Raw genomic sequence first — 24806 nt, forward strand, 5'->3', positions numbered from 1 at the left:
AGAAAGCTAACAGAATTGCTGAATGGCTGTTTATTCGGCGGCCCAGGGGAATGTGCTTTCTGAATCTTCTGTGTCGAAACGATTGGTCGGGAGCGGGATGGTGCGTGGCGCAAAACTGGCGACGTGCCGCTCCTGCCGCAGCATAGGCGGAAAACGGAGGAATAGGATGAGACAGAGTCAGGAGAAAAATGCGGGATGTATCGGATATTGGCCGCTAGGAACGGATAGCAAAGACTATAGCGGGTTGGGGCGGCACGGTGCGGCCAAAGGCAATTTGACGTACGAGGAAGGGGCCGTGTTTGACGGCGTTTCGGCGGCGGTGGAGCTGCCGGATATTCCGGAAACCGACGGAAGTAGGCCGTTCACCTTGTCGCTTGAGTTTGAAGTGAATGACGGGAAGGGGTTTTTCCCAGGCGGACTCGCGAGCCGATATTCGGAAACGGCGATGGAAGGATGGCATCTGTCCGTGCTGAGCCAGGCGGGGGTGACGTCGAGTCAGCCGAACTGGCGTAACGCGCAGTTCGGCTGGAGCAGCGGAAAGTCGCCGATCCGTTGGAAAGATTGGGGGAGTCCGGGCGACTGCCGGTATATCTGTTCCATGTGCGTATACAAGGACAGTTTGTACGTAGGGACGTTCGACGACGCTTCCGACAATCGCGGCCATGTGTACCGTCTCGGTAAGGACGGCGTCTGGACCGATTGCGGCACTCCCGACAACAGCAACTCGGTCTGGTCGATGGCGGAGTACAACGGGAAGCTGTATATCGGCACGATGAAGTACCGGGCATCCGGCTCGGCGCTGCCCGAATCGCCCAATCAGGAGCGGGGCGGCAGCATTTACCGGTATGAAGGCGGCAAGAAATGGACGCTGTTCGCCCGGTTGCCTGTAGAGAACAATGACAGCGTCGGCGCGCTCACCGTCTATGACGGCAAGCTGATCGCGATGTCGTTTTACCCGTACGGTACTTTTGCGTTCAGCGAAGACGGTTCCTGCGAATCGCTCGGCTCTCCGGGGCCGGAAGGCAAGACGCGGACGATGACGCTGTCGCCGTTCCGGGGCCAATTGTTCATCGGCTGCAACGAGAAGCAAGGCGTATCGGCGAGAACGCTTGACGAGCCATGGGCCGACAGCGGCGCCGTGGCAAAATGCGATCAGGTCTATTGCTTCTCGGTGTTCCATAACGAACTGTTGACGGGTATCTGGCCAGAGGCGCGAATGCTGCGGTATGAGCAGGGGAAAGACTGGAGCGATTTCGGTCTGATGGGGGCGGAGAAAGAGGTCATGGGCATCTCCGTCTTTAATGGCAAGCTGTACGGCGGGACGCTGCCAGGCGGCCATGTGTACCGCTACGCCGGCGGCGGCCATGAGTGGGAACTGATCGGCGTGCTGGAGCAGCCGGACCCGAATATTTTGTATCGCCGGGTTTGGACGATGGCGGTGTACGACGGGCAATTATTTGCCGGAACGCTGCCGGGCGGCAAAGTATGGAGCCTGACGCATGACCCGCTGGCGACCGCAGATGCGAGCCTGTCCGATGGGTGGCACCGGGCGACAGCAGTGTATGATCGGGAGCGGCTCTCGCTCTATATTGACGGGGAGCTCGCGTCTACAGTTGCGGTTCCACCGCAGGCCAGCGACGAATCCGGCCCCGCCTCCGCGCTGTCGGCGAGCGGTTTCCCGTTCGTGCTGGGCAAAGGGCCGCAATGCCACTTCTCCGGACGTATTCGCGAGGTTAAGCTGTTCGACCGGGCGCTCGCTGCGAGCGAGATCAGGTAACGTTAGAAGAATAACAGCCTCACGCCGGAAAGGTGAGCGGTTGAACGCGACGGCAGCCTTATTGCAGGCTGCCGTCATTCGCGTCGGCCGCGGCCGCGATGCGGTACATAACGGCCGCATTCCGTTGTAGTTAAAGCTAAATGGACCGAAGGAGATGAACATGTTGACGAGAAAAACGATCATGTTGTTTCTAGCCATAGTAGTATCGGTTACATTTCCCACTACTGTATTCGCGCAAGATCGTGCTTTTGATCGCTACAAGCATTACGTATCGCTCACCAATGACGGACTCGGTTTCGCGGAAAGCGAAGATGCCGCTACGCTTGGGTGGGCAGAAAGCCAATATCTTGATTCCTATATCGACATCTATAATCGGTACCAGGATACTTACTGGCTGGACAAATTTGCTCAGCATTTTGACGAAGTGAAGGCGAATGCGATCGATCCGGAAGCAGACGGTTCATTTGGCTGGTATACCCCGGTATATTCCTATCAGCATTTATGGAATAACCATTTTGAGCTTGACGGTCCGGATACATCGGCAACGGACGCCATCGCGAACGGCGGATTCGAGACGGCTGGAGTTGACGGCGTGCCTGCGAGCTGGACGCGCGAAGCCGGCAGCGCGGTAAACGCTTATCGAACAACTGCTGCAAACGAGTATTACTCCGGCACCGCGGGGCTTGCGATCAAGTATAACAGCGGCGGTGCGGCAACGATGAAGCAATCGTTCTCCTATTCTCCCGGAAGGAAGTATCTCCTTTCGTTTATGGCCAAGACCGACAGCATGACCACGACGGCTTCCGTGCAAATTTACAATGAAACAACGTCATCGGTTGTTGCCGAAACGTTAAGTTATGGCTCCGACAGTATCATCAAAGACGATTGGGTGAAGGGAGGTTTTGCATTCACGGCTCCGACCGCAGCCGGTCAGACACTGGTTGTCAAAATCAAGCTCGCCAGACTCGATCAATCCGGTTGGGCGGCTTACTTCGATGATTTTTCGATTAAACCGGTGGAAACAGTCGTCAATTCCTTGCAAAACGGCGATTTCGAGACGGCTAATTCCACAGACAACACCCTTCCGGATCAATGGGAGCGGCTTGGGACTAGCGCCTACACGTATAGTTCGACAGCTTCCGGCGAGCATGCCTCCGGCAATACGGGGCTTGTCGTGAAATCGGACGGTACCGCATGGAAAGAAGTATACCAACAACTGCCGTATACGCCTGATGCAACGTACACCTTGACGTTTGACGGCAAAACGAATTCTTCCTCGGCTTACGGCCGCATCCTCGTTTATAATGCTACGGATTCTCAATATATTTTGGATCAGACGTTCAACAACACGTCCTGGCAGCAGCACAGCTATACGTTTAATGCGCCTAGCGCCGCCGGCAAGACCCTTTATGTTTATTTGCGTCAAAGCACGTATACGGAACCTTCTTGGATCGCGTACTTCGATAATGTCATGATCGAACCATACGCTGCGAATATCAACACAGATTACGGATTCTTTTCTACGGACAGCAGCGACTCCACATTGCCGCAAGGATGGGAACGGGTTCAATCCACCTCAAACAACGTTTATTTATCGAATACGCTGAACGAGTATTATTCGGAGTTCAACGGGGTTGTCCTCAAGTCCGATGATACGCAGATTCCGATGCTGCAAAAGAAGCTGTACCCGATTCCGGGACAGGAATATATGGTCACTTTCATGGGCAGAACGAACACGCCGGCTGCGGAAGGACAAGTGGAAATCTATCATGCCAATTCGTCTTCCGCCCTGGGAAGCGTTACCTTCAGCAATACGGCATGGCAGGGGAATTCGTTTACGTTTACGGCGCCGTCTTCTGTGACGGATACGGTGTATCTCCGGCTTCGTCAAACGTCGACCGCTGCAACGAACAGTTTGATTTCGTATTATGACGATGTGCAGGTCGTACCGATCCTGAAACGAAGCGCCGCCGGATGGACGCGGGTGAACAAGACAAAGCTCACCGCCTATACAACGAATGAAGCGGGTCAATCCGTCGGAGGGTACGGCCTGGTCGTCGGGAATGACGGATCGACGGACGGTTATGTGATGCAGCAATTGCAAGGATACGATCCGGGCAAGCCCTACGAATTATATTTCCATGGTAAGACAAATGCGCCGTCCAATGGCGGCAAGGTAGTCGTATACGATGTTACGGCTTCCGCTGAACTGGCGTCTATGACGTTCGAGAATACGGATTGGGCCGGTCAGCAACTGTTGTTCAGCACGCCTGCCGCCGGCAACCATGTAATCGAAATTCGACTTACACAGCAATATGCCAATAACAGCGCGCAATATGCCGTATTTGACCGGGTTTCAGTCGGCGAACGGTCTACCTGGCTCGTTCATGAAACGATACTTGCCAAGTCCGCCCTGAAATTTGTTAAGACGGTATACGGAGACAGCGATCTTACCGCTGCTTATGGTACGAAGGCGGACGAATATCTTTCTTTCATTGAGGAGCTCATTTTGCCCAAATGGGAGACGTATTATCGGGATTTGGGCAATGACCGGGGAGTTTACGTCTTCCCGGCAGGCAACCGAGCGGCTTATTTCCCGGAGCGGACGCTGCCGCATAATCAATATCTTGTCGCTTCCGAATGTTATTTGCTGCTTGGCGATATTAAGGGCAACAGCGCCTATGCGGATCGCGCGCGAGCTTTATTGAACAATTTTAAAGACCACCTCCAGGTAAATCCTGCCGTGCCTACTGCGTATCAATGGAATTATTGGGATTCTGCCGGCTCGTGGGATCAAGGAATGACTTATGTCGGCGCAGAGGAAGATACCTCGCATGCCAACCTGGATGTGTCTGCAGTCATTACGGCTTACCATTACGGGGTTGTTTTCGACGATACGGATATGAAGAAATTTGCTTCCACCTTCGTCGATGCCATGTGGAACGGGTCCGTGACGAACCCGGGCATTGGTCCCCGAGTCAACTATAACGAAGTGCGAACCACATGGCTTTTGCTGTACAACACTGATTTGTCGGCATGGTTGAAGCTGGCGGAATTCGATCCGCAAATTTGGCATATTGCCGATGCGATTATGCGGACGACCATAGATGAATCCTGGAAGGAGGGCTTCGCCTGGATCTTACCCTATATGGCAAATCTCGCCATTTATAATCCAGAGATGCTTGTAAACGGCGATTTCGAGTGGGCGGATAAAGACGATCCCACGCTGCCGGCTTACTGGCAACGCTATTTGCCGTATACAACATCAAGCACGGCATATCGGGATATCGCCAACGCCTATAAAGGAGATGCGGGTTTGGCCAACCGGACAAACGGCAGCGCGTGGAATATCGTGCAGCAGGAGATGAAGGGGTATTTGCCCAACAGCTCGTATGAATTGAAAGTCGTTGGGAAAACCGGAACGAGCAGTGTCATGGGCCGGGCGGATGTCATGAACTATTCGAATTTGAACGCAGTCGGCAGCTTGTTCATAGACGATACGGCATGGGAGACGGAGACACTCAGCTTCACGACACCGAACAATCCGACAGATACGCTGAAGATCGATCTGTATCATAACTTGTATAGCCCGGCAAACGAATTCGCGTATTTTGACGATGTGAGAATTTACGCTTCGTTATGGAACTCCTTTGCGCCGAACGGAGGCTTCGAGGAACAAGACAACGATGACCAAACGTTGCCGAAGTATTGGGAGCGCGGAGCGGGCACGCTTGCTGCCGATGCTGCGATCGACACGGCAGAGAAATATAAAGGAACGAATAGTCTCAAGCTGACTACCGATCCGAGCGCCGGAAGCCAAACACTGCGCTATACGCTGCGAGGATTCAAGCCGTCAGCCGATTATACGGTAACCTTCTATGCGAAAACGAATGGCTCCAGCGCGAAAGCGAAAGCGAACGTGTACAATGTCACCGATTCCGTCGCCCTGGGGGCGAGCACGGCCATTAACAGCACGACCTGGGGACAATATACGTTCAGCTTTACGGCGCCTGCCGATGCCGGCGATGTCGTGCACATTGTTTTGGAACACGACGACCCGAACGTCTCAGGAGGCGTTGCCTACTTTGATGAGCTTGGCGTAACGCTTGATTGAGATTTGCAATTAATACGCGGGACCCGCAGTAATCCTGCAAGGCTCGTCGGTGAAGCTGCGTGACAGCGGGGGGGGAGGGTAAGAAGAAATAACGATCCGTAAGAAAATATCATTTGGTTATCCATGGCTGAAAGAATGTTTCCAAATGATGTGAAGTACCGCCGACCGTTCGACTACTAGGTGCCGGACGACAAAAACATAGCCCGATTCAAACCCAACCCGCATAACTTGCGGGTTTTTTAGTTTTACAGGGTCAAGTTCTTGTCGCGGACGAACGACAAGAACTTGACCCTTTGTTGATGCGGGATCAGAACCTAGCCCTTTTTCGAATTAATGATCCAAATAAGAAGACAGATATACGGGTGGGTTTGCCGTACATCTTTTTTTTGGAAGCTTAGAAGCAAGAAAATGATTGAATCTCATTTAGGCTCAACACAATGATTAACCAGACGTTTCCCGTCCACCAAAATCCTGTTACGGTAGCGAATCCGACATCGGTCGGGAAAAACCAGAATTGGTTTCCGTTCGTCAGCCAAACATAGGTGTTTCGGAACAAGCAGTTTGATATCGAACTGGGATTCACGATAAACACAGGAAACGTAGGAATAAAAATCGGCGGGGGGAACAGCGGCGGTACAATGTGTACGTGAAGCGGCGGCCCAAAATGCGGCGGTATGTGATGTTCATGAGGCGGCGGCCCAACATGCGGCGGTACGTGTTGTTCATGAGGCGGCGGTCCAACATGCAGCGGTTCTTGATGTCCATGTGGCAGAGACGGCTTCAAGCCATGATGTCCTGGCGGTCCAGACGGAGGGTTTAAGGTCATCGGAATTCACTCCTGTTTGAAAAATAGGCTCATAGGCGCTAATGCAATATATGATCTAGAGCCCTTAGTCGCTTGGGCTGACGCCTAATACACCTATTGTTTTAAAGCATCCGTTTTCAATTCAAGCTGCAGCTCCTTGCTGATCGGTAAGTCACTTATTGTTACACTTTCCAAAAGCAGAGTTTTTATGTTGGAGATGACTATTTGTAAAACGGAAATAATGGACAATACTATTCAGTTTCAAAAAATATTGAGGAGTGGTGATTGAAATTCATGAAATGGCTTCTTAACAGTATATTTGTCCCTAATGATATGCAAAGAGAAATATATGAATAGGGGGGAGTGCAGGCCATTTTTTTGTACTTTTCATAGAATAAAAGAAGACAAAAATTAGAGGTGGTCTAGGATGGCTGAAGAAAAAACGATAAGATCGTCAAGAAGAGTATCTTTGGAGAAGCAATTAAAGATTCAAGAACAACTATCCACTGGTCTCATCGACAACATTGTTGTTGTCCGCACATTAGTTGGCACATTTATTGGATGCTTATTGACGGTTAGGGGGGGCGTCATTCGTTTAAGGGTTTTTAGCGGTGTTGATAGAGTCTTCATAGTTATTCGAATTCCGATTGCTATTATCGTAGATATTTTCCGTTTTCCTTGCCCGTAATTCAAGGGATTTGGCGGTTTTTCCTTTCTTTTCTAAGTAAATAAATTTATTATTTTTCGAGGTGGGAGAGTCCTTCCGCCTCGTTTTTAGTGGTTCATACCTATTTTCCCTCTAAATTCGCTACCGCCCGGGCTTCCTCAGCTGTTTTCCATGTGGATTTCCGATTGGTACAGCCAATCGTTGCCGGACGTGGCCCCCAATTATTAGGGGGAGTTCGTGATCGACTGAATCTGAAACTCTCTTTTTCCAACCTGGTAGGGTATAATAGTTAAGGTGGCGACAGACAGATCTTTCCTCCACAGAGCCGCCCGTTATGACAAATTGCCTACGGTGGAGCTGGGGGCCAATACGATGAGGTATAGCGAGAATGATAACAATAACACCGTATTGGAGATGCATATGATGATTCAAACCTTTGAACCTATAAATGCCTTACTTCGGGTAGTGGACTATATCTGGGTCGTAGACTTCGACTTTCTCGCTGATGACAACAGAGAAGATATTATTATGCCGCTGGGATATATCAATATCATTTTCAATTATGGGTCTACTTATAGGCTAGTGGGAGATGATCAGGAAGTGGTGATCCCCAATACGGTTGTGATTGGTCAAATGAAAAGGGCGAAATATGTTCGATATGGACAACAGCTGTACCAAATCGGGATTTCATTAACTCCGTTAGGGTTTATACAATTGTTTCAAATGCCCAACCTCGAATTGGAAGAGCGAATCGTACAAGCCATCGATGTGGACCCTGAACTAGATGAACTGTACCGGATGATGAGATTTAAAGATGTGGAGCAAAATATCACAGCAATCAATCATTATTTACTGCATAAAATGGCGTTGAATAAGAAGGATACTGGTCGCATAGAGGAAATGCTTACTTATGTAGAACGAGAGTATGAAAACTTGAACATTGTGAGTATGGCAAATTTTTTTTGTATTTCAGTAAGTACGTTGGAGCGTTACTTCAAAAAACATATCGGACTGACTCCAAAGGCCTATGGAGATATTGTGAAGTTTAGAAAACACGTTGAGGATGAAGGATTGAGGAAGGATATGCAGGATAGTTACTATGATCAGTCCCACCTCATCAAAACAGCCAAAAAATTTGTAGGCAAAACCGTCAAAGAGTTGGAGAAATTGCCACATGAATTAACTCTTCGATATTTATGGCATGGTCAGAAGTGATGAAAGCCTGATCATTGATGCTGATTTTTTACAATACAATGTCTTTCCTTCCTGTTAATCTTGAGACACTAACAGATGAGAGGAAGGAATAACGATGCATGATACTATGATCATAGCAAGTTTACTAGTGTTTTTAAATGTAACGTTGTTGGCGATATTGGTTCCAGGAGGGCCTATTGAGAATAGAGATTTTTCAAAATTAAAAGGGGGTGTATTTTGGGGGTTTAATCTGTTTCTTATCTTACTTGGAATTACGTCGTTTATCGTGTGCTATCTCTTGTTGATTTCACATCCTAATGCCATTCTCATCACGAAAATTATCGCTGTTTTATATTTTATCGTGTACATTATCGACTTAGCTGGTATTTTTCCAAAATCACCGACTAAAATGTCTGCGCCACTTATGCTTTTCGAAGTAATTAATGCATCAATGGCTGTATTCCTCTTCCTTTTTGTGACGGCGATTGAAAATGTCGGTTTGTGAGGACGAGAGACATGTACGTGGTACGGATTTCGTCCGGAGTTGGCGCACAGTCTAACGGAGCTCGGTCTCGTTGATGAGTATCGACTCTATCTCCGTGCTGGGTCACGGTAAGCCGTTCTTCGTCGTCCGCTGCCGCCGCTGCGCCTCGTGCGCCTCATGGCAAGCGATCGAATTGGCGAGCAGGTGATCAGGTTGACCTATGTTTCAGTTTAGTTGTGCGGTTGACCCAGCGGCTTATGGAGTTTTTGATTTTATAGGGTCAAGTCTTGTCGCGGACGAACGACAAGAACTTGACCCGTTTGCCGAAGTAAAGTGGAGGCACTCAACTATCGGGCAGTTTTGCGCAACATTGTTGTCTTCAAAAAAAATCAGATTTTCACTTGAACCTTACGTAACGTAATGATTTAAAATGAACGATACAGCAGGTTGAAACGCAGGCCAACGGCCAAAAAAATCGAACGAAATAAATTCGAAATCGGAGGAGAAACGGACATGAGAAAACTTGTATTGTTCATGCATGTGTCGCTGGACGGGTATGCGTCGGATTCGGACGGAAGACTCGATTGGATTCCGTACAATGAGGAATTAGAGAAATACGCCGAGGAGGTCGTAGCCGAAGTCGGAGCACCCGTTTACGGACGCACGACGTATCGCATGATGGAGAGCTACTGGCCGACGGTGCTGGACAATCCGAATGCGTCGAGGCACGGTATGGAGCATGCCAAATGGCTGCAGGATGTTAAAAAGATCGTCATTTCCGGCACGATGGACAAGGTGGAGTGGAACAATACGATGCTGATCAAGGACAATATCGCAGAGGAAATCAAGGCACTCAAGGAGCAGCCCGGCAAAAATCTCGTTATTTTCGGCAGCCCGGGAGCGGCGAAGACGCTGCTTAAGCTCGGCCTGATCGACGAATTCCTGCTTACAATTTGTCCGGTCGTATTGGGCGGCGGAAAATCGGTATTCGACGGTGGCGGCGAGAAAATCAGGCTCAAGCTGCTGTCCAGCCGAACGCTCAAATCGGGCATTATCGCGGCCCGATATGAGTTGGAGAAATAGCCGTACAAGGTGTTCCGCTAACAAGAGCAGGTAACCAGATCTACGGCCAGCTGCGTGGTGAACGGAGAAGGGAATTATATAGGCGTTTCTTTTAGGGGCCATCGGCCCCTTCTCAGCTAATGGGCAGGCTAATTTCAATATATTGTAATACATAGACAGTGGTAACAAGTTGAAATCCAGTTTAATAACAATAATCGTAAAGGAGCGCTGTGACATAAGCCAATTTGTGAGATCCGACATCCTGGCGGCCCTGGATGCGGAGCGCCGGGCGATGGGCACGCCGTCTGCCGGCGGTGACGTAGTCGTGGAGCGTACCGGGGATGGATCGGAGTGCAGGATCGTGTTCTCCAGTTGTCCAGCGGAGGAGATCAATGAACTGATCCGCCGGGAGCGGGACGCCGCTGTAGCCGGCGGCTATAGTCTGGAGTGGAAGTACTACGGCCACGACACGCCCGTAGAACTTCCCGAGCGGCTCGTCGCCGCCGGGTTCGAGGCTGACGACGAGGAGGAGGTGCTGGTTCTGCCGCTGGACGAGGCATCGCTGGCCACCTTCGGTGACGTCGATAGGTACGATATCAGGATCGTCCGGGACGAGCGCGATCTGGCCGACTACGCCGAGGTGTCCCGCGAAATTGGCAGGCGAAACGTGGAGGAAGAACGGCGCGCGCTGGCTCTGAAGTTGAAGGAGAGTCTGGACGAGATGAGCATCCACATCGCCTACGTGGACGGCGAGCCCGTCGCCTGTGGGCGAGTCTACTTCCGAACCGGCGGGTCATACGCCGAACTGACCGGGGGCCGCACCAAGACCACACACCGGCGACAAGGCCATTTTACCGCGCTGGTCGCCTCGAGGTTGCAGGAAGCCCGTGACCGCGGTCGGACGCATGCTTTCGTCGACGCGTTGCCGACTTCCGCGCCGATCCTGCGCAAGCAAGGCTTCCAGTTCGTGACGTGGACGCGGCCGTTCGTGTTGGAGCAACCGCCGAAGTGAGCGGAACTTTGCTGCGCTAACGGGTACATTAGCTCAATAAAACTTGAAACGGCAGCCGGCCAGAACAACCGGCTGCCGTTTCTCAACTACTATGAAAGAACGGATTAACTTTCACTCTCTGTTGTTTTTATTCGGATTGAGGCTGTCCGCTTCATTGCATATAATGAAGGTACCACCCTTCGGGTAGATCGTTAAGGGAGGCCGCGATGAACGAGACCGCATTTGACGAACCATTATTTGCAAGCTTGAAGCCGGGCTTAACCTCGTTCTGTTACCGAATGCTAGGCTCCATGGACGATGCGGACGATGCCGTTCAGGAGACGAGTATTCGGGTCTGGCAGAGTTGGAGCACGTTCAGACAGGATTCCTCGTTCAAAACTTGGGTCTATCGGATCGCCTCCAACCTGTGCTTGGACAAGCTGAGACAATCCAAACGCCGCGCGCTTCCCGTTGACCTGTTCGACCCGGCCTTCGCCATCGTCGAGCCGCGCGACACGTTGCCGGACTCTGCCTGGATCTGGCCATCTCCCGACTTTGGGGGCAATCCGGAGGATCGGCTCGTCCGCAGAGATACCCTTAAACTGTGCTTCATCGCTCTCCTGCAGACCTTGCCTCCGCGGCAGCGCGCGGTACTCATTTTGAAGGATGTATTTGAATGGTCCTCCAAGCAGATCGCGGAAACGTTGGCGATGTCGCCGGCAGCGGTGAACAGCGCCTTGCAAAGAGCCCGAGAGACGATGGACCGGGCGCAGCTTCGCTCGGATGAGCTCAGCAGCATGGACGTTCAACCGGAGCAGCAATTGCTGTCCCGGTATGTGGAGGCCTTCGAGCAATTCGATATTGCTGCGCTAGTCGCGTTGTTCCACGAGGAAGGCTGCATGTCGATGCCGCCCTTCGAGATGTGGATCCGCGGCAAGGAAGATTTATCCGCCTTCTATTCGCTTACTCGCTGGCATTGCGAAGGTTCTCGATTTGTACCCATTACGGTGAATGGCGGTTATCCGGCGTTGGCCCAGTACATGCCGGGCAAAGAGGGCTCTGGCCTGGTACCCTGGGGCATCCACATCATCGAAACCAAAGAAAATCAAATCCTGCACGTTCAAAACTTCATTCATACGCCATTATTTTCGCGATTTGGGCTGCCTGAGCGAATTGACCAATGAATTTCGTCATTGGCTTACGTCTATATCATTGAGAATAACCAAACGACGAATATCATGAGAGAGGTGTCTATTTAAAATGGAAACGAGTCAACCGACGAAAGTAACCGTGCAAGCCGTCATTCAAGCCCCTGTCGAGAAGGTATGGCGCTATTGGACCGAGCCGGATCACATCACGAAGTGGAATCAAGCGTCCGAGGACTGGCATGCACCGAGAGCCGAAAACGATCTGCGGGTCGGCGGCATGTTTCTGACACGGATGGAAGCGAAGGATGTCAGCATGGGCTTTGATTTTGGCGGCATCTACGATGTCGTGAATCGGCATGAGGCGATCGGCTACACCATGGAAGACGGAAGAAGAGTGGATATTGCATTCGTCGATCAAGGGAATGAGACGAAGGTCATTGAAACGTTCGACGCGGAAAGCTCCAATCCCGTCGAGTTCCAGCAAGCGGGCTGGCAAGCGATCATGGACAATTTCAAAGCCTATACCGAACAAAACTAATCATCGCGAAGAAGACGCCGGGGAAGATGCCCGGCGTCTTTCTTTTTGAACCCTAGTACGAGCGTGCTCTCCGTTAACCTTACCCTTAACCTTAACCTTAACCTTGTGCCGCATCCATGTTCATGTAGTTAATGGCCCACAGATGGCCGTCCAAGTCCACAAAGCCCCAATGATACATGAACCCATGATCTTCAGGTTCAGCGTGCAATTTCCCGCCCAAGGAGACCGCGGTATTCACGATTTCATCGACCTTTTCCCGGCTCTCGAAGGCCAATGCGATCGTCATCTGCGCATACTTGCTCGTATCGACGGATTCCTTCTCCGTGAGCGTATTAAAGAATGCTTGATTGATCAGCATGACCTGCAGGTTGTCGCCGATCACGATGGCTACCGAATTCTCGTTCTCGGGGAATTGCGGGTTGAGCTCGAATCCGAGTCCGGTGAAGAACGCTTTCGATTGTTCTACGTTTTTTACAGGCAGGTTGAAGCTCGTGAATGCGGACGTTAATGCCATTTTCAAAACACCTCTTCGTCAAATTAGTTTGTGTTCATTTGTGCCTTCGTTTATATAGACGACAGCCGATCCGGGAATTCATCGGTCTCATGGATTCGGAAGCGTAAATTTTGAAAATAACACGGAATGAGGAATGGTATGGAAATTCTTTTCCATGCTAACATTTCTCCTGTTCTCTTCACGAATCGTACGTTTTGCTTATCTACAGTTCGTCGAGGGTCCGAGTCTCTAGGAACGCCAGACAAGCATGATCACGAAGGGCTTATCCATCCCGCCCATCCGCGGCAATATTTACGATTCGGCGGGACCGCGGATCGCATATTCGATCTCAACTCCAGTCCCTATACTTTACTTTCAAAACAGGCATTAAGCAAGAAGCGGCGGAGGCACTGGCTGCAATTGCATGAAAACCGCCTTTTACTCATCGAGATCGACGTAAGGATATACGAAGTCCTAATCCTATGGACGGGCGACAACACCGAAGAATGGGCGTACATGAACGATATGAAACGATGGATTGACGTCGAATAATCGGCGTCTTTTTCGTTTTGATAGTAAAATTCAAAGGCAATCAAGAATGGCTGCATGTGGAATGGGGAACGGGTGTAAGAAAATTACAGGACTCTATCGACAAAAAGATTCTACTCCAGTAGAATATTAATATGTGATTCTACAGCAGTAGAATAATATTGAACGAGGTGTATTCATTTGGTTATGAAGCTATTCGACAGCGAACTTAATATTATGGAAATCTTGTGGAGAGATGGCGATACCCCCGCAAAGAGAATTGCAGAAATTACAAAAGAAAAAGTAGGTTGGAGTAAAACAACAACGTATACCATCATCAAGAGATGCCTTGATAAAGGGGCGATTGAACGACGGGAACCTAATTTCGTTTGCCATGCGCTTGTTACACGAGAGCAAGCGCAAGAACACGAAACAACAGAGTTGATTAATAAAATGTATGATGGCGCCCCCGACAGACTGATTGCTTCATTGTTGGGACACAAACGACTGTCGACAGAAGAAATTAGCCGCTTAAAACGTCTTATCGATAGCATGGAGTGAGGTGAGGGAATGTCGTTACTTCAAATAAGTACCTCGGCTTCTGTTTTTATACTTGCAGTTATTTTCTTACGTTCCTTGCTTATTCACAAGCTGCCCAAAATGACCTTTATGTTTCTTTGGGGTGTTGCATTAATTCAATTGCTTGTACCTGTTTCCGTTCAATCGCAATTTAGCATTTTTACGGTAGCGGAACATTTAAGCAGAATGGTTACAGTGCCAAAATTGATTCCCACGTCAGAAAGTTCAACATTTGTTAATGGAACTACGGTAATCATGCCACCAATTACAGAACATGTGACCGCGCCGATTATGCCATTGGAGACGGCTTCACATATATCGCCTATTGTTTGGGTGTGGTTAGTTGGTTTTACGTTATGTGCTTTATTTTTTATCATTCCGCATTTAAGGTATCACAAAATCTACAAAATGGCTTTGCCTATTAGAAACGACTTTATAAGAAGATGGCAGCATTCAAATTTGTTATGGAGAGATGTTCAAATCAGGCAACTAGATCATATTTCAACTCCGCTTACATACGGTATTTTTCGTCCTGTTGTACTCTTGCCGAAAAATTTAGATTATGACGATGAGAAACAACTTGCGCTTATCCTGACCCACGAATTTACGCACATCAAGCGATTCGACACACTAAAAAAATGGATTCTTGCCACTAGCGTATGCGTCCATTGGTTCAACCCCTTTGTATGGGTCATGTATATTCTTGCCAACCGTGATATCGAGCTATTCTGTGATGAAACAGTCATACGAAAATTTGGGGAAAACACGAAATCTACTTATGCTAGAGCACTTGTACGTTTGGAAGAGAAGAAAATCGGTTTGTCGCCGATGATTAGTAGCTTTTCCAAAAACTCAACCGAAGAAAGGATTATATCGATCATGAAAACCAAGAAAATGACTATCGCCACGATGCTGCTCGCTATTGGGCTTGTAGCCAGTGTCGTTATCATCTTTGCGACTTCTGCATTGGACAAAACGGAAGCTGTTACGGATATCGACAATCCTACAGCCGAACCTTCAGCCGAAATAGTGCCCGCATTATATCAAGGTACCATCACTACCGAAATAGTGCCCGTATTATCTCAAGGTGCCACCACTACTGATTTAATGCCGCACGATTTATCATTCAACAAGAAATATGATGTACCGAAGTTGATAGACAGCCTTATGGCTTCAAAGTATCGTGCAGTTTATATGGACAACGAAATATATCTTCGTGTCATGTTGGATAACACCATACAGATAAGCAAAGATAATGGCGCGGTTTGGAAAAAATATGATACAGATGAAGTCGATGCAAAAGATTTTGCAAAATGGCTGCTGATAAATGATCCGATTCCGGGTTATTCAATGAAAGAAGTTCAGAGTCGCTTGGCAAACGGGGCAGAAGTCAAACATTTAGTGTTTGAAAATGCAAAGGAGATGTATTTCATAATCGACAGGAACGACGTACAGATTGAACTTGTACAGCCTGAAAAAATATCTTCTGTTCTGATCGACGGTCAAAGAATGATGATTACTTCCGCTATATCAGCCCAGATGCTGAAATCATTTTATGATTTGTTAGTGTCGAACAATATACTTTCGGAAGCTCATGCAAAACAAGATTATTCGGAAAGAATTAAGTATCTTGAAAAAAATGTCCCTTACTTTATCGTGACGAAATAAAGGGTGGCTACCGTTTTTTGAAGAACTAATCGGCGTCGGTCTAAATGATCGGCGTCTACTCATTTTTGAAACTTGAAATAGGCTTCAGTAACTTTTTGGAGCGGCGCTACGCAACGGGTACGAGAGCTTAATAATCAACGAAGACGAGGCTACCGGTATGGTTCGGCAGCCTCGCTGCATTTGAACATTATTATCTTTCATGAATGTCGCATTTTCGATTTGTTGGTTGAATGGGTGCGTGGAATGGTTCATTTGTGTAACAAATATCCGTCCAGGAATCGTTTCGTTACAAAATGCAGATTGACGAATGTTAGAAAAGTCATGTACTCTTGAAATCAGAACTAACGCAACGTTAATTGTAGTTAATGGAAGGTGAGCAGGAATGGCTGTTACAAAAAAAGAAATCGCCGAACATCTCGGAATTTCACGGTCGGCGGTTTCGTTTGTATTAAACAATACGCCTAATGTGAAAGTATCGGAAAAAACAAGGGCCCAGGTTCTGCAAGCGGCTCGCGAGCTGGGGTACTGGGATAACGATAACGAAGTCAGTCCGAAAATCTGTTTCGTTCTGTACGACCGGGACGATGACGATCCACGTTATATTACGTTTTTGAAAAGCGTCGCAGAGGCGGCGGGAACGCATCAATACCAGCTTTTGTTCAGGAGTGTGAAGGCGAATCGGGAGAGTTACCAGCAACTGGAGCTGTTTCTGAAGGAGCATAAGGTGGCGGGCCTGATTGTTACCGGGGCCGTGGATGAGTTATTCGTCGATATGATCCGCCAGACCAAAATCCCAACCGTCTTTTATTGGGGAACGAATCGAAGCGATCTCAATATTATGATGCCTGATCATGCGAAGGTGTCTTACGAAGCGACAAAGTATTTGCTTTCATTGGGGCATAAAAGAATCGCGTTCTTATCAGGCTCCCTTGAGCTTGTCACGCATAAAAATAATTTGCAAGGGTATAAGCAAGCTTTGGAGGAAGCGGGGATCACACTCGATAAAAGCTTGATTCAGGTTAGTAAAGAAGAGAACGGCTACGAGCTTTGCGATCGGATGGAAACGCTTGAAATCGACTACACGGCCGCCTTTTGCGTGAATTCGGTCATCCAGTTCAGCGTGCTTCATCGTTTAAAGGAACGAAGAGTCGGCGTGCCCAACGAGGTTAGTCTAATCGGGGTGGAGTTTACCGAATTTGTGAAAGTCAGCGTTCCGCAGCTCACGGTTTTTTACCAGGACCCGGATGAGCTTTCGCTGGTTGTGAAACGTCTCATCGAGATCATTAGACATAAGGACGATGAGCCTCAGCGAATACTGTTGTCGAAGTTTGGTTTATTCCATGGAGGCAGCGTTACGATTTGTAATGAGAATAGAAGGGGCGAATAGCGGGAGAAATACGAGCAACGGAATCCTTGACGGAAACGGAGGCTCGTTTTTTTTTTTTTTTTTTGGATTATCATACGTTAATATATTTACTTAGTAATTAACATATGTTAATGTTGGGTTGTAAATGATCATCTAAGGTTGCGGCGCAGGATATTTGTAGAAATCGATTACTGTGAAGAACGGAAAGTAAGTTTAGCTAATCGTTTTTTTTGGTTACAATTCCTTTCTAACGGAAGGGGGGCAGCTTTTTATTTTTGGTAGCGGTTTCAATAAGGGAAGCGGCAAAGACGACAATAAAAGTCCTTAAGGAGGGATAACATGCCGAGCGATACGTTCGAATCTGATTCGGGTATGCAACAGGCGGGAAGTGAAAATAGAATTAGCCGGAGAAAACTAATTGCTTCCATCGGTATTGTAGGTGCAGCGACTGTGGCTTCAACCATGTTCGGACAAAAAAGTGTGTTCGGAAATGGTAATGGAAATACGGTAACGCAATCTGTTTACGGTTCGGGAGGCGGTTGGGCTGGTACCTGTTGCATCCCTATTAAATTGGCCGATTTGAGAGCCAGTTCAGAACCGCTGTCCGACGATTTGTATTACATAACGGATGCCGGACAAGAAGGACCTTTTATTGGCGATGCGTCCGATACGGTTTCGACTGATAATACGGGAACGGTTGTCGTCTCGGCATCCGGCGTCCGATACAAGCGCATCATTGCTACGGATTTTGTGAATGTGAAATGGTTTGGCGCCAAGGGAGACGGGCTGACGGATGATACCGTGGTGGTTCAGAACGCCGATAATACGGCCGCAGCATTGTCCAAACGTTTATATTTTCCATCAGGAACTTATATGACTTACGGATTATTGCTCCATACCTCGTGGTTCAGCTACGAAGGAGCAACAGTAAAAAATAATTCGCCGGGATCCAATAGATACAACTTTTTGAGAATAATCGGACAAAACGGCATCGAAATCACAGGATTGACGTTCGATGGAGCGGTAAGCCCGGATCCGGTGGCTTGGAGTAGCTCCAACTACGATTCTTTTACCGGTGCGCTTGCTTTTTTTGTATATAACAGCAGTAACATTCACCTGCAGCAGTGTGTATTCCAAAATAGCGTGATGGCGACGTTGAGGGTTGAAAGTTGTAATTCGGTTACGGTCGTCGATTGTACGATGAGAAAAGCCAGAGGAAATTTCGGTGACGCAGTTTACGTAGCAGGCAGCCGCAATGTCAAATTTGACCGCTGCTTGGCCGAAGACTATACGCGCATCGGGTTCGTCTCTGAAAGTAAAAGTACCAATCTGTCTTACTCGCAATGTTATGCTCGTTTCGGACATGATCAGTCCAAGCTTTACGGAGGGGGCGAATATAATACTGGATTTTGGGCCGAAAATTCGGAGAACGTAACATATTCCCAATGCGTGGCCGAAAATAACACCCAAAGCGGCTTTATGGTATCGCCGGGGGCCAACCGACTTCAAGAATCGGCAGCGGCGGCTTTCGTGCTTGACTCTTGTATCGCTATCGATAATTTGTATGGGATTATCGCATCCGATAGTTTGGCCAAGTGGTTTTCAGTCACATGCTCGGGTTGTTATGTCACGGGCTCCAGATTTGGAGTTGCCATAAATGCGTACCATCCGAACGATGTGGTGAGGCTGAATGAATGTTCGATCCAATTGCGCGTAAGCGAGCCCGGACAGCTGGCCGTGGGAATGATATGTTCCGGCAACGAATCTCAATCAACGATTCAAATCAGTAATTGTACGTTCGATCATAGCGGAATGGATATGAATACATTCGCATCAAGTACATCCTCCTCCGGAGACATCGTTGTGTACAATCAAGCCAAGTTTCATATGCATATCGACCGATGCACCTGCGTCGCCACTTCCGAGCCGCTTTATTTGAAAGCGCTTCAAGGTTCTCCATTATTGAAAGCAGCGAATAGTTTCTTGGCGATTCCGATGCTCTTTAATTTTCTGGGGGTTTATTTTGATAATTGTAAGTTTTCGGACAATAAACATATAGTTGGAGGGTCCTCTGCGACAACTGAGATTCAATTTCACAAATGTTCCGTTTTCGGAGGAATGAATCTCACGACAACCGGACGGATCCTTTTTGATGATGTAAGGTTTGCTTTATCAGGCACACAAACGATATTCATTGCGAGAACAGCCGGAAATAAAAATATACTACTGGAATTTGTTAATTGCCGCTTCGAAAAGAATATCGATACTTCCGATTATATTGTCCGCATTCAAGAAGAAGGTACAATAAAGCCGACTACGTTGTTCAAGGGTTGCGTTTTTTATAATGTAAATGATGTCATAACCTCGACGAATACGTTTGTTTGGATTGTCCGGGCAGGAACAAATTATTATTACTCGGAGTGCTTTTCAGACGATACCGTGCAAAAACCTTTGAAAGTGAACACGTCGCTTACGATACCTTCCGGGAATGTGATGCTGGATCTCCATTAAATCATTCGATCTAGTTCGGTTCGTTTCGCTTGAAACAGTATTTTGAAGAGGAGGTGTATATGGAAGAAAGGGCAACTCGTTTTAATTTTGGGAAATCGATTACTATGAAACAGGAGGTTCAAGATGCAAAGAATTCGGTTTATCGGAACGAAGTTTATTCTATTGCTTATTTTGAGTCTGATGCTGCCTTCATTTGAATCCGTTTTCAATCTGGGGTCTGTAGCGCTTGGTGCGGAAAATTCGGATTCCGGCAATTTGACTGACATTAAAGGCCATTGGGCGGAAAAGCAACTGTCGGATTGGTCTACCCAGGGACATATTCAAGGGTATGCGGATGGTACGTTCCAACCGGACAACATCATAACCCGTTTGGAGTTTATGGCATTTGTCAACCGATCATTCGGATTTACCGAGAAGGTCTCCATCCATTTTCGGGATCTGGCAGCTTCCAATTGGGCATATGATGAAGTAGCCAAGGCAGTTGCTGCCGGTTATATTGAAGGATATGAAGACGGAACGATCGGTGCGGATCGTCCGATTAGCCGTCAGGAGGCGGCTATCATGATTGCCAGGCTGATCCGGTTGGACGGTACGGTATATCGCGCCGCTGCCGGTCGATTTAGTGATGCAAGCGTCATTGCCGAATGGAGCAGGGAGGCCGTAGGGGCGGCGGCCAATGCCGGCTTATTGGAAGGTTATGAAGACGGTAAATTCAAACCGGAAGCGCCGATCACCCGTGCAGAGGCTGTCGTTATCCTAGACCGCGCAATTGTAGTAAGATATACGGCGACTTACAATCAAGAGGGAACATACGGACCGTCCGAAGGAGTCGAAACCGTGCGACGGGACGTTGTGGTAAACGCTGCCGGCGTTTCCTTGCGGAATATGCGAATAACCGGCAATCTGATTCTGGCTGAAGGAATCGGCGCAGGTGAAGTATTTCTGGAAAATGTGACGATTGAAGGAACGACGACAGCAAAAAGCAATGGAGTCCAGTTAAATGTCGACGATGGATCGACGATTGTGTCTCTTTTGTTGGAGGCAGCGGCCAAAGTTCTAGGAAAAGGCCAGATCCGAAAAGCTGTCATAAACGAACAGGCGAAAGCTTCAACATTCGAGAAGAAACCGGATAAGGTAGAGGGAGCAGGTTCAACATCACCTTCGCCAACGGCCAATGGCGGCAACGTTACCCCTTCTGCACCGACACCATCGAGTACGCCGACACAGACAGCAACACCTGCGCCATCGCAATCACCTGAACCTACTTCGTCAACTGGACCTACGGAATCACCTGAACCTACTTCGTCAACTGGACCTACGGAATCACCTGAACCTACTTCGTCAACTGGACCTACGGAATCACCTGAACCTACTTCGTCATCTGGACCTACGGAATCGCCTGAACCTACTCAGTCGCCAGCACCTACTGCGAAACCTTTGGCCATCGTTTCGCAAGGAGAAGCCCATGCGGTCATAGTCAAGCCGGTGCAGAGCAGTACGGAAATAAACGAAGCGACAACGGCAGTTGCTGACTATATCGGTCGCGCGACAGGTGTAACGCTTTCGGTATATGCGGTCGATCAGCTGGAAGGGTTGATGTTGGATCCTTCTACGGTCACGATACGGATTGGAGCCGGCTCCTACACCGAAGATCGGGAATTGGCAGATGAAGTGGGAGCTATGCATCCTGACGGCTTTATCATCGTTCCCGATAACAATCAGTTGATCATTACAAGTCCGACGCTGGTCGGAACCCGTAACGGCGCATACGCCTTTTTGGAGAAATATGTAGGGGTTACATGGCTATTTCCGGGGGAAGAGTGGGTTGATGTTCCACAGCTGGACGAACTGCTTTTGCCCAAAGACCGTTGGAAAGACGAACCAACTGGATTCGCGTTAAAGCGCACGATGAATATGGGCAGCGAGTCGGTTTATGGCACGCTTCGTACAGAGTGGAAACGCCAGAACCGGACGATTTCGGCATCGGATATCGCACTTGGCCATAATCTGTTTAATCTTTTCCCGGTTGCGAAATATGGAGATACGGCAAAGTATCCGAATTTTTATCCGGATAATAAGCCGCCTGCTGCTAGTGCAGACGGGGGATGGCAGCCGTGTTTCAGCAATCCGGCTACTATTACAGAAGCGGTATACAATATAAAAGAGTTCTTCCGAAATAATCCGCAAGCAAGCTCTTACTCTCTTGCTGTTAACGATGTAGGGGGCTTTTGCGAAGGAAACCTTGCTCATCCTTTATATCCGAACAAGGTCAATTCAGTCGGCCTGCAGGACATGTCGGACATTTATTACAAATGGGTGAATGAGGTTGCCGAAGGCGTGTTGGCGGACTATCCGGACAAATGGTTTGGTGTTTATGCGTATCGGGAGGTTACGGATGCTCCTTCGTTTAAGGTGAACCCGCGTGTGATTCCTGTGATAACGAAGGATCGGTTAACCTGGGTTGACCCGGGAGTGGAAGCGCGAGGCAAAGCGCATATGGAAGCCTGGAGTGAAAAGGCGGAGCAATTGGGCTGGTATGATTACATGCTGAGCTATGTCTATCCGCTTCCGCGTGTTTATCCACATCTGGTAGAAGAGTTGTACTCGTATGCACAAGAGAATAATGTGCTCGTACACCACTGGGATATGCATCCTGTACTTGGAGACGGCCCTCAGCCTTGGCTCATCGCCAAGCTCGGCTGGAGTATGGAGCAGAGAGCGGATACATTACTCGATCATTGGTATCAAGCAGCTGTAGGTCCGGAAGCGGCTCCGTACTTGAAACAGTATTATGATCTGTGGGAACAATTCTGGAGAACGAAGGCACCACAGTCATCCTGGTTCCAATCTTCCAAGGATTACATCTACTTATCGATGAGAAATGATACGTATTTAGAGCTTGCCAAAGACGAGCTCATTCAAAGCCGCTCCTTGCTCGAAACGGTACTCGCCAAGGCTAAGACGACGCAGCAAAAAACAAGAGCGGAGCAATTGCTGGGACAATTAGAATATTACGAAGTTTCTGCGTTTTCTTATCCGCATCAGATCCAAAAGCCGACTAGCGATAATGACGTGTTGGCCCTGTTGAACGATATGGAACAAACATTAGAAGAGCGATTAAAGCTGGTGAAGCGCCGGCCGGAACTCATTGCCGAATTTAACCAAAACCCGACGCTAAGATACCCTTCCGATCCGATTTCATACGGGGAAACTTGGACCGGTTGGAATGCAGATGAACTATGGCTTGTCAAACATTACTTGGAGGAGCACGGTCCTTTGGATGAGAATAACGCGGTTATGCAACGCATTCACGCTTTCCAGAAGGATGCCTCCAAGCCGAAGCTCCGCGAATTTGCGAACTTGCTGGATCGCACCGATATCGGGCAGTCTTTAGCAGTCGATACTTCATTCGAGGAGGCGGATATCCCTACTTGGAATAAATGGAGGCCGGATTATACGGCCAACATCGAAGTTACGGATGAACAGTCGTTTAGCGGAACGCACAGTTTGCGTTTCACAAACGCCAAGCAAGCCGGTGTGTGGAAGTATGTGGATGTTCAGCCTGGATTATTGGCTTCCTCTGTAAAATTTTACACACCGGCAGGGACGACCAGCAAAGGTATCGTTCAAATCGTCATTGAACTCCATACCGGGAAGAACAAATTGGTGTATTACTCCAAAGCGATGACATTAGCCGATCATGCCGGGCAATGGACGGAGATCAACTTCTTGGAAGAAATGCCAGCGCAAATTAACGGCCGCGATATTCAAAATATTCTAATCAACACGCAAATCAATAATGCGGAAGATGCCACCGTCTATTTGGATGACCTTGGCGTTTATCAAGCTCGAAACGGCGGCGCAGCAAATTTGATTGACGTTGTAAACGGTTATATCCTTGCAGGGGAGCTGACCGACGCCCAAGCTCAGCCGATGCTTGGATTACTCGAATCGGCCGATCAAAAATATCAGCTGAATGAGATGGAACCCTATGTAGGACTTCTTGCTGATTTCATCATAGAAGCGGAGCAACTTCGGTCCGCTGGCGTATTAAGCGAAGCATACAGTCAGGTTCTCGTCGACGGCGCGTATGCGCTGATCAGAAAACAGCTTAATCTTCAGCTCTCCAGCGAAGAGATCAAGGTTACGCGTGCAGGGACGTATAAGGTTCCCGTAACGATCAAAAATAATGGTTCCGTCCCTCTGAATGTTGAGCTTTCCGGTACGGGAGCGAATGGGATTCAACTCCAGTTTGCCAGCCCGGTTACGATTCCTGCCAACCAGTCGTTGACGGTAGAAGGAACATTAACCGTCCCTGTGGAATTGGGAGAAGGCGACTACTCCGTGGATATTCGTTTGGGAATGGGCGGCAAGGATGCGCTGCATACAAGATTCAATGTAGCGTATTACGACAACTTGCTGAATAATCCCAGCTTCGAAAAGGCGAGTACGACGAATCCCTTACTTCCAAGCGACTGGTCCTCGGCAAAATTTGAGCGATCGAATGAGCAGGCGCATAGCGGAAGCTATGCAGTCAAAGTGTTGCCTGATCCGCAGAATCCGGGGTTAGTAATAACAGGCCGTTCACACGATGTTGCGGTTACTCCCGGAGCTAAATATCGTTTGAGCGGGTGGGTGTACAGTGAAAATAGCAACGCCAGATTTGGCTTGCGCCAAACGAATCAGGCGGGTGCATCCTTGAGTTATAGCTATGCGCCGATCAGCACCTCCGGTCCGGGCTGGCAGTACTTTGAAGTACAGCTTGTCCCCCGAGCCGATGCAACGATTCTCCAGGTTTATTTGAGATTAGAGGCAAACGCTGGAGCACCTGTATGGTTCGACGACATGAAGCTTGAAATCATTCCAACGCCGTAGTGAAAA

The 24806-nt window shown here is 48.6% G+C and carries 15 protein-coding genes; 14 read left to right on the forward strand and 1 reads right to left on the reverse strand.

Annotated elements, in window-relative coordinates:
• Window positions 1-166 precede the first annotated feature (166 nt).
• From DQG23_RS14825 to DQG23_RS14880, 9 genes are all read left to right on the forward strand, one after another.
• Window positions 167-1777 carry a LamG domain-containing protein gene (locus DQG23_RS14825; RefSeq protein WP_158560512.1) on the forward strand — a complete coding sequence of 537 codons (1611 nt, stop codon included), beginning with the start codon at window positions 167-169 and terminating at the stop codon, window positions 1775-1777.
• Window positions 1778-1937: 160 nt separating this feature from the next.
• Window positions 1938-5891, forward strand: coding sequence for a carbohydrate binding domain-containing protein (locus DQG23_RS14830; protein ID WP_158560514.1), 3954 nt, complete (start codon window positions 1938-1940; stop codon window positions 5889-5891).
• Window positions 5892-7123: 1232 nt separating this feature from the next.
• The gene (locus DQG23_RS14840) at window positions 7124-7384 is read left to right on the forward strand and encodes a hypothetical protein (protein ID WP_113031633.1); all 261 of its coding nucleotides are present in this window, start codon (window positions 7124-7126) and stop codon (window positions 7382-7384) included.
• A gap of 351 nt (window positions 7385-7735) precedes the next feature.
• Entirely contained in the window at window positions 7736-8578 is an 843-nt protein-coding gene (locus DQG23_RS14850) for a DUF6597 domain-containing transcriptional factor (protein ID WP_113031635.1), read from the forward strand.
• 94 nt (window positions 8579-8672) lie between these two features.
• On the forward strand, window positions 8673-9062 hold the full coding sequence (locus DQG23_RS14855) for a DUF8051 family protein (RefSeq protein ID WP_113031636.1): 390 nt from the start codon (window positions 8673-8675) through the stop codon (window positions 9060-9062).
• A 492-nt stretch (window positions 9063-9554) separates the two neighbouring features.
• A complete protein-coding gene (locus DQG23_RS14865; protein ID WP_113031637.1) occupies window positions 9555-10124 on the forward strand; it encodes a dihydrofolate reductase family protein in 570 nt (189 codons plus the stop codon).
• A 169-nt stretch (window positions 10125-10293) separates the two neighbouring features.
• The gene (locus DQG23_RS14870; RefSeq protein WP_202865915.1) at window positions 10294-11115 is read left to right on the forward strand and encodes a GNAT family N-acetyltransferase; all 822 of its coding nucleotides are present in this window, start codon (window positions 10294-10296) and stop codon (window positions 11113-11115) included.
• 206 nt (window positions 11116-11321) lie between these two features.
• Window positions 11322-12278, forward strand: coding sequence for a sigma-70 family RNA polymerase sigma factor (locus DQG23_RS14875; protein ID WP_113031638.1), 957 nt, complete (start codon window positions 11322-11324; stop codon window positions 12276-12278).
• Window positions 12279-12354: 76 nt separating this feature from the next.
• Entirely contained in the window at window positions 12355-12780 is a 426-nt protein-coding gene (locus DQG23_RS14880; RefSeq protein WP_113031639.1) for an SRPBCC family protein, read from the forward strand.
• Between the two features lie 97 nt (window positions 12781-12877).
• On the opposite strand, the gene DQG23_RS14885 is transcribed toward DQG23_RS14880, so the two are convergent.
• Window positions 12878-13294 carry a VOC family protein gene (locus DQG23_RS14885; RefSeq protein ID WP_007729208.1) on the reverse strand — a complete coding sequence of 139 codons (417 nt, stop codon included), beginning with the start codon at window positions 13292-13294 and terminating at the stop codon, window positions 12878-12880.
• A 714-nt stretch (window positions 13295-14008) separates the two neighbouring features.
• Between DQG23_RS14885 and DQG23_RS14895 the strand changes: the two genes are divergently transcribed.
• From DQG23_RS14895 to DQG23_RS14915, 5 genes are all read left to right on the forward strand, one after another.
• Window positions 14009-14362: a BlaI/MecI/CopY family transcriptional regulator gene (locus DQG23_RS14895; protein WP_238177895.1), complete on the forward strand. Its 354-nt coding sequence runs from the start codon at window positions 14009-14011 to the stop codon at window positions 14360-14362.
• Between the two features lie 9 nt (window positions 14363-14371).
• Window positions 14372-16048, forward strand: a complete 1677-nt coding sequence (locus DQG23_RS14900; RefSeq protein ID WP_113031642.1) for a M56 family metallopeptidase — start codon at window positions 14372-14374, stop codon at window positions 16046-16048.
• 382 nt (window positions 16049-16430) lie between these two features.
• Entirely contained in the window at window positions 16431-17435 is a 1005-nt protein-coding gene (locus DQG23_RS14905; RefSeq protein ID WP_113031643.1) for a LacI family DNA-binding transcriptional regulator, read from the forward strand.
• 318 nt (window positions 17436-17753) lie between these two features.
• Window positions 17754-19925 carry a right-handed parallel beta-helix repeat-containing protein gene (locus tag DQG23_RS14910; protein ID WP_113031644.1) on the forward strand — a complete coding sequence of 724 codons (2172 nt, stop codon included), beginning with the start codon at window positions 17754-17756 and terminating at the stop codon, window positions 19923-19925.
• Between the two features lie 123 nt (window positions 19926-20048).
• On the forward strand, window positions 20049-24800 hold the full coding sequence (locus DQG23_RS14915; protein WP_113031645.1) for a DUF4838 domain-containing protein: 4752 nt from the start codon (window positions 20049-20051) through the stop codon (window positions 24798-24800).
• Window positions 24801-24806: the final 6 nt, after the last annotated feature.

The sequence above is a fragment of the Paenibacillus contaminans genome (genome assembly GCF_003285015.1).
In the GTDB taxonomy this organism is placed as follows: Bacteria; Bacillota; Bacilli; order Paenibacillales; family NBRC-103111; genus Paenibacillus_V; species Paenibacillus_V contaminans.